7 protein-coding genes are annotated in these 7202 nt (G+C 74.5%); all 7 read left to right on the forward strand.

Going from position 1 to position 7202, the window contains the following annotated elements; all coding sequences use genetic code 11:
* Position 1 precedes the first annotated feature (1 nt).
* The gene (gene flgK / locus ASF50_RS18115; protein WP_056905384.1) at positions 2 to 1417 is read left to right on the forward strand and encodes a flagellar hook-associated protein FlgK; all 1416 of its coding nucleotides are present in this window, start codon (positions 2 to 4) and stop codon (positions 1415 to 1417) included.
* Positions 1417 to 2304 (forward strand): flagellar hook-associated protein FlgL, encoded by an 888-nt coding sequence (gene flgL, locus ASF50_RS18120; RefSeq protein WP_056905385.1) that lies wholly within the window; start codon positions 1417 to 1419, stop codon positions 2302 to 2304. The genes flgK and flgL overlap by 1 nt, the downstream gene beginning before the upstream one ends.
* Positions 2305 to 2384: 80 nt before the next feature.
* Positions 2385 to 2801 carry a flagellar assembly protein FliW gene (gene fliW, locus ASF50_RS18125; protein WP_056864720.1) on the forward strand — a complete coding sequence of 139 codons (417 nt, stop codon included), beginning with the start codon at positions 2385 to 2387 and terminating at the stop codon, positions 2799 to 2801.
* 76 nt (positions 2802 to 2877) lie between these two features.
* Positions 2878 to 3147 (forward strand): carbon storage regulator CsrA, encoded by a 270-nt coding sequence (gene csrA, locus ASF50_RS19995; RefSeq protein WP_056905386.1) that lies wholly within the window; start codon positions 2878 to 2880, stop codon positions 3145 to 3147.
* An 84-nt stretch (positions 3148 to 3231) separates the two neighbouring features.
* The gene (locus tag ASF50_RS18135; RefSeq protein WP_056905387.1) at positions 3232 to 5535 is read left to right on the forward strand and encodes a chemotaxis protein CheA; all 2304 of its coding nucleotides are present in this window, start codon (positions 3232 to 3234) and stop codon (positions 5533 to 5535) included.
* The gene (locus tag ASF50_RS18140) at positions 5532 to 6050 is read left to right on the forward strand and encodes a chemotaxis protein CheW (protein WP_082503346.1); all 519 of its coding nucleotides are present in this window, start codon (positions 5532 to 5534) and stop codon (positions 6048 to 6050) included. The genes ASF50_RS18135 and ASF50_RS18140 overlap by 4 nt, the downstream gene beginning before the upstream one ends.
* Positions 6047 to 7202: GAF domain-containing protein (locus tag ASF50_RS18660; protein ID WP_200920232.1), on the forward strand; the 1156-nt coding region annotated here is incomplete at its 3' end. The genes ASF50_RS18140 and ASF50_RS18660, both read left to right, overlap by 4 nt.

Below are 7202 nucleotides of genomic sequence, written 5' to 3' on the forward strand. Positions count from 1 at the left end.
CGTGAGCGGCTCGTTGTCCTCCCTCAACACCGCCCTCACGGCGCTGCGCTACCAGCGCGTCGCCCTCGACGTCGCCAGCAACAACGTCGCCAACGCCACCACCGAGGGCTACACGCGGCGCCGCGTCGTCGGCGAGACCATCGGCAGCGCCTCCGTGCCGGCGATGTGGTCGCGCTACGAGGGCGCCTCGGGCAGCGTCGGCGCGGGCGTGATGACCCGCTCGGTCGACCGCATGACCGACGACCTCCTCGACGCGCGCTCGCGCCGGGAGAACGCCAACCAGTCCTACCTCGACGTGCGCTCGGCCACCCTCCAGCGCGTGGAGAGCGGCATCGGCGAGCCCGGCGACTCCGGGGTCTCGGCTGCGCTGACCTCCTTCCGCAGCAGCTGGCACGACCTGGCCAACGACCCCGGCAGCGCGGCGGCCCGCGAGGTCGTGCTGGCCCGCGCCACGGCGCTGGTCGACTCCGTGCACGCCCAGGCCCGCCAGGTCTCCGACGAGCAGGCCGACCAGCGGGTGCGTCTCCAGGGGGTCGTCGCCGACGTCAACACCACCGCCACCGAGCTCGCCGCCACCAACCGTGCCCTCGCCGCCGCCTCCCTCGACGGCGTGGACACCTCCGACCTGGCCGACCAGCGCGACGCCCTGGCCCTGCGCCTGGCCTCGCTCACCGGCGGCACCGCGAGCCCGCGCAGCGACGGCGGCTTCGACGTCTCCCTCGGTGGCGTGCCGCTGGTGGAGGGCGGCACGGCCCACACCCTGCAGATCGCCAGCGGCGTCACGGCCGGCGGCGGCGACGACGGCCAGCCGGTCACCTTCTCGATCACCACCGGCGGGGCCGCGCCGACCACCACGGCGGTGCCGGCCGGCCTCAAGGGCGAGACCGGCGCGGTGGCCGACCTGCTGACCACCACCCTGCCGGCCTACGCCGCCGGGCTCGGCGCGGTCGTGGCCACGCTGGCCGGCGAGGTCAACGCGCTGCACCAGGCCGGCTACGACCAGGGCGGCGCCGCGGGCGGGCCGTTCTTCTCCTTCGACCCCGCCGACCCGGCCGGCAGCCTGGCCGTCGCGGTCACCTCCGCCTCGGGCGTCGCCGCCTCGGCGGCCGCGGGTGGTGGGCTCGACGGCACCCAGGCCGACCGGCTCGCCACCGCCGGCGCCGCCGAGGGCGCCTACGCGCGCCTGGTCACCGGCTTCGGCACCGAGGTCGCCTCGGTGCAGCGGCTCGCCACCACCCAGCAGCTGCTCACCGCACAGGTCGACTCCGCCCGGGAGCAGCTCTCGGGCGTCAACCTCGACGAGGAGATGGTCTCCATGCTCTCGGCCCAGCGTTCCTACGAGGCGGCGGCCCGCGTGATGACCGTCGTCGACTCGGTGCTCGACACGCTGATCAACCGCACCGGGCTGCTGCGCTGATGGGCATCTCGCGCGTCACCCAGTCGATGCTCGCCGACCGGTCGGTCGGCTCGCTGCAGGGCAGCCTGACCCGCCTGGCCAAGATCCAGGAGCAGCTGTCGACCGGCAAGGTCGTCAACCGCGCCTCCGACTCCCCGACCGCGGCCGGCGCCGCCATGCGCTTCCGCGGGTCGATCGCCGACCAGCAGCAGTACGTGCGCAACGCCGAGAACGGTCTCGGGTGGCTCAGCGCCGCCGACACCACCCTCTCCAGCGTCAGCGACTCCGTACGCCGCGCGCGCGAGCTCGCCCTCCAGGGCGTCTCGGCCAGCAGCAGCCCCACGGCCCGCGCTGCGCTGGCCGCCGAGGTCGACCAGCTGCGCGAGCAGGCCCTCGCCGACGCCAACACCGGCTACCTGGGCCGACCCGTCTTCGGCGGGGTCACCGCGGGAGGCGCGGCCTACGACGCCACCGGCTCCTACGTGGGCGCCCCGGGCGCGGTCAACCGCACCGTCGGGGCCGGCGTGCAGGTGCGTGTCGACGTGCCCGGCCCGGACGTCTTCGGCGACGGGGCGACGTCGCTCTTCGCGGAGCTCGATGCCCTCTCGACCGCCCTCACCAGCGGCGACGAGGCCGGCATGCGGGCGGGTCTCGACGCACTCGCGACCCGCCTCACCACGGTCGCCACGGTGCAGGCCGGCGTCGGTGCGGCGTACAACCGCATCGAGGGGGCGGTGGAGTCGGCGAAGGGCCAGGTGGTGTCGCTGTCGGCGTCGCTGTCGGAGATCGAGAACACCGACCTGCCGAAGGCCATGGTCGACCTCAAGCTCCAGGAGGTCGCCTACCAGGCGGCGCTGGCCTCGACCTCGCGCGTCATGCAGCCGAGCCTGGTGGACTTCCTGCGATGATCGCCACCGTTGCTCCGACCCGATCCACGAGTCAGCCCGATACCCAGCCCGTCACCCAGCCCGTCACCGTGAGGACCCCCATGCCCGAGGCGCCCGCCCCCGACGCCGCGGTGCTCGACATCCCCGTGATCGAGCTCGTGCACCCGATGCCGGGGTTCCCCGACCGGCAGCGCTTCGCGCTGGTGCAGCTCGACGACGACGGGCTGCTGTGCGCGCTGCGCTCCCTCGACGACCCCGAGCTGCGCTTCCTGGTCGTGCCGCCGCAGGCGTTCTTCCCCGACTACGCCCCCGAGGTCGACGACGCGGTGGTGGCCGACCTCGCCATCGACGCGCCCGGCGACGTCCTGGTGCTGGCGGTGGTGACGCCGGCGCAGACCCTGGCCGGCACGACCGCCAACCTGCTCGCGCCGGTGCTGGTCAACACCGTCAACCGGCGTGCGTGCCAGGTGATCCTCGACGACACCTCGCTCTCGGTCAGCACCCCGCTCGTCGCGTGAGCCGCGTGCGCGACGCCGCAGCCCGGGCCGAGGCGTCCTGCGGCCCGGCCCGCCCCGGTGCGAGTAGCGTGGCCCCATGCTGGTCCTGAGCCGCCGCGTCGGCGAGAGCGTCGTCATCGGCGACGACGTGACCGTCACGATCCTCGAGGTCCGTGGCGACGTCGTCCGGGTCGGCATCGACGCGCCCCGCTCGGTGGCGGTCAACCGCGCCGAGCTGCTGGCCGAGCTCGAGTCGTCGAACCAGGCCGCCGCCTCGCCCAGCGAGGAGGCCGTCGCGTCCCTCGCGCAGGCCCTGCGCGGTCGGCCGGCCAACCCGCCTGGATCGGCGGGGCGCGAGCGCACCTGAGCTGGTCCGGTCCACCCCGGCCCGCCGGCCCACGAGCACCGGACGACCGCTCAGTTCGCCCCCGGCCCCGCCGATGGGGCGGGCATGGATGACGACGCCGAGATCGTGGCCGAGTTCCTCGTGGAGAGCCACGAGAACCTCGACCAGCTCGACCGCGACCTGGTCGCCCTCGAGCAGGAGCCCGGGTCGCGCGAGCTGCTCTCGAGCATCTTCCGCACGATCCACACCATCAAGGGCACGAGCGGCTTCCTGGCCCTCGGCCGGCTCGAGGCGCTGACCCACGCGGGGGAGAACCTCCTCTCCCGGCTGCGCGACCGCAAGATGGACCTGACGACCGAGGTCACCGAGGTCCTGCTGCGCACCGTCGACACCGTGCGGGCGCTGCTCGAGGTCATCGAGCGCTCCGGCACCGACCAGGACCCGACCGTCGACGTCCAGGTGGTCGTGGCCGAGCTCGAGCGGGTCCTCGCCGGCGGCAGCGCCCCGGTCGTGGCCCCGGACCCCGCCCCGGTCCAGGCCGTGGTCGCGCCCGAGCCCGTCACCCCGTCGTACGTCGACCCCGCGCCCACCGCGCCGGCGGCGGCGGAGCCGGCGCCCGCCGCGCCGGCGCCCGCCACGCCCCCCGTCGCCGCAGCGCCGCCCGCAGCCGCGCCCGCAGCGGCGCCCGCGCCGGCCGCGGTCGCGGAGCCCCTCGACCCCGACGCCGACCCGGCGCCCCGCGGCGTCGTGGACTCCTCGGTGCGCGTCGACATCGAGCTGCTCGACGGCCTGGTGCAGCTGGTGGGGGAGCTGGTGCTGACCCGCAACCAGATCATGCAGCGCACCGACGCCACGACGGCCGCGGCCGGCGACGCCGAGCTCGTGCGCGCCGCGCAGCGCCTCGACCTGGTCGCCAGCGAGCTCCAGGAGAGCGTCATGCGCACCCGCATGCAGCCGATCGGCCAGGTCTGGTCGAAGATGCCGCGGATCGTGCGCGACCTGGCCCACCTGCTCGGGCGCGAGGTGGCCCTGGAGATGGAGGGTCACGACACCGAGCTCGACCGCTCGCTGCTGGAGGCCCTGCGCGGGCCGCTCACCCACCTGGTGCGCAACGCCCTCGACCACGGCCTGGAGCCCCCCGAGCAGCGGGTCGCGCTGGGCAAGCCGGCGGCCGGGCGGCTGCACCTGCGGGCCTTCCACGAGAGCGGCCAGGTGGTCGTGGAGATCTCCGACGACGGTCGCGGCATCGACCCCGCCGTCATCGGCGCGGCCGCGGTCTCGCGCGGTGTGGTCACCCGCGAGCAGCTGGCCCGCATGGAGCCCCGCGACGTGCTCCACCTGATCTTCCGCCCCGGCTTCTCGACCGCCGAGCAGGTCACCAACGTCTCGGGGCGCGGCGTCGGCATGGACGTGGTGCGCACCTCCATCGAGCGCATCGGCGGCAGCGTCGACATGCTGTCGGTGGTCGGCTCCGGCACGACCTGCCGGGTGCGGATCCCGCTGACCCTGGCCATCATCCCCGCGCTCGTCATCGGCGAGGCCGACGAGCGCTACGCCATCCCGCAGGCCAACCTGGTCGAGCTGGTGCGCCTGGAGGGCCAGGACCTGCGCGACAACGTCGAGGTGCTGGCCGGCGCGCCGGTGCTGCGGCTGCGCGGGCGGCTGCTGCCGCTGGTGTCGCTGTCCGAGACCCTCGGCCGCGACGGCGCCGGCGTCCGCTCCGCCACCGACCCGCTCACCGTCGTGGTGGTGCAGTCCGACGACGTCCGCTTCGGCCTGTGCGTCCAGGACGTGCACGACACCCAGGAGATCGTGGTGAAGCCGATCGGGCGTCAGCTCAAGCAGCTGGCCATGTACGCCGGCGCCACGATCATGGGCGACGGCCGGGTGGCGCTGATCCTCGACGTCGGGGGCATCGCCCGCGAGCGCGCGCTGACCTCGGTCGAGACCGTCGAGCCGGTCGCCCGCGTCGACGAGGCCGACAGCCGGGCGCTGCTGGTGCTGGAGGTCTCCCACGGCCGGCGGGCGGCGCTGCCGCTCACCGCGGTCTCGCGGCTGGAGGAGTTCGACCTCGACCGTGTCGAGCGCTCCGGGTCGGTGGAGGTCGTGCAGTACCGCGACGGCATCCTGCCGCTGGTGCGCCTGGCCGCGGCCATCGGGCTGCCCGAGTCGCCGCCGCCCGAGGAGCAGCTCTCCGTGGTGGTGCACGAGGAGGAGGGGCGTCGCGTCGGCATCGTCATCGACCGCGTGCTCGACGTGGTCGAGGAGCACGTCGTCCTCACCGAGGTCGGCCGTCGGCCCGGGGTGCTCGGCTCCGCCGTCGTCCAGGACCGGGTCACCGACCTGGTCGACCTCGACGCCGTCGTGCGGCCGGTGCTCGGCGCCCGCGAGCTGGTGGGTGCCCGATGACCGCGACGACCACGGCCGCCGCGCCCGCCGCGACGACGGCCACGGCCACGGCGCACACCGTGACCACCCGCCAGATGTGCACCTTCTGGGTCGACGGCCTCTTCCTCGGCATCAGCGTCGAGCACGTCCAGGAGGTGCTGCGCTACCAGCAGCTCACCGTCGTGCCGCGCGCGCCCGCCGCCGTGCTCGGCCTGATCAACCTGCGCGGGCAGATCGTCACCGCCCTCGACCTGCGCTGCCGGCTCGGGCTGCCGCCGCGGGCAGGGGAGGACCTGCCGATGAACGTCATCGTCCGCAGCCGCGGCGAGGTGGTCTCGCTGCTCGTCGACGACATCGGCGACGTCATCGACACCGACGACCACCTGCTCCAGCCCACACCCGCCAACCTGCCGCCCGGTGTGCAGGACGTCGTCACCGGCGTGCTGCCCCTGGCCGGCTCCATCCTGCTCGTCGTCGACGCCGACCGCGCGGTCGACGTCTCGTCCCACCTCACCACCGGAGGAACCCCGTCATGACCGAGCTCGACGTCGCCCCCAGCCCGAACGGCCAGGCCCCCCACGGTCAGAGCCCGCACGCCCACGTGGGCGTGGTGTCGCAGCAGGAGGTCGCCACGGCGCCGGCCCCCGGCGCCGGCGTCGACCTGGCGAGCCTGCCCGGCGTGCTCGCCGCGATCCCGAGCCGGGTCATGCTGGCCGACCGCGACTTCACCATCACCTACGTCAACGAGGCGACCCGGGAGGGCCTGGTCCGCCTGGCCGACTGGCTGCCGATCCGCCCCGACCAGATCGTCGGGGCCAACCTCGACATCTTCCACAAGAACCCCGCCTACCAGCGGATGATCCTGGCCGACCCCAGCCTGCTGCCGCGCCGGGCCCACATCAGCGTCGGCCCGGAGACCCTCGACCTGCAGGTGCACGCGATCCACGACGAGGACGGCCAGTACGTCGGGGCCATGGCGACGTGGGAGAACATCACCGACAAGCTGCGCAGCGAGCGCGAGCTGGCCGAGTCGATGGCCGACGCCGGCGCGGTCAACAAGGTGCTCGCCGGTCTGTCCGCCGCCCAGAGCGTCGACGACGCCGTGCGCACGGCCCTCGACGCCGTGCGCGAGGAGTTCGGGTGGGCCTACGGGTCCTACTGGAGGATCGACGAGGCCGACCGCACGCTGAAGTTCGCCCTCGAGTCCGGTGACGCCGGACCCGAGTTCCGTGCCGTCACCCTCGAGGCGTCCTTCGCCGAGGGTGTGGGGCTCTCGGGGCGGGCCTGGCGCAGTCGCGACCTGTTCTTCACCCCCGACCTGGGTGAGATGACCGACTGCGTGCGCGCCCCCGTGGCCCAGCGGGTGGGCGTGAAGTCGGGGGTGTGCTTCCCCGTCACCGAGTCGGGCCAGGTGGTCGGCACGATGGACTTCTTCGCCACCGAGACCCTCTCGCCCTCGCCCCAGCGGCTCGACGCGCTGCGCAACGTGGGCCGCCTGGTCTCCTCGACCCTCGAGAAGCTCTCCGCCGAGCAGGTCGAGCGCGACCGGGCCGCCGAGATGGCCGCCAGGGTCGAGCAGGTGCTCGAGGTCGTGCGCGCCGCCTCCGCCGGCGACCTGACCCGCGAGGTCACCCTCACCGGCACCGACGCCATCGGCCAGCTCGCCGCCGGCCTCTCCACCCTGCTCA

Origin of the sequence: Nocardioides sp. Leaf307, assembly GCF_001423135.1 — a bacterium.
GTDB classification, from domain to species: domain Bacteria; phylum Actinomycetota; class Actinomycetes; order Propionibacteriales; family Nocardioidaceae; genus Nocardioides; species Nocardioides kribbensis.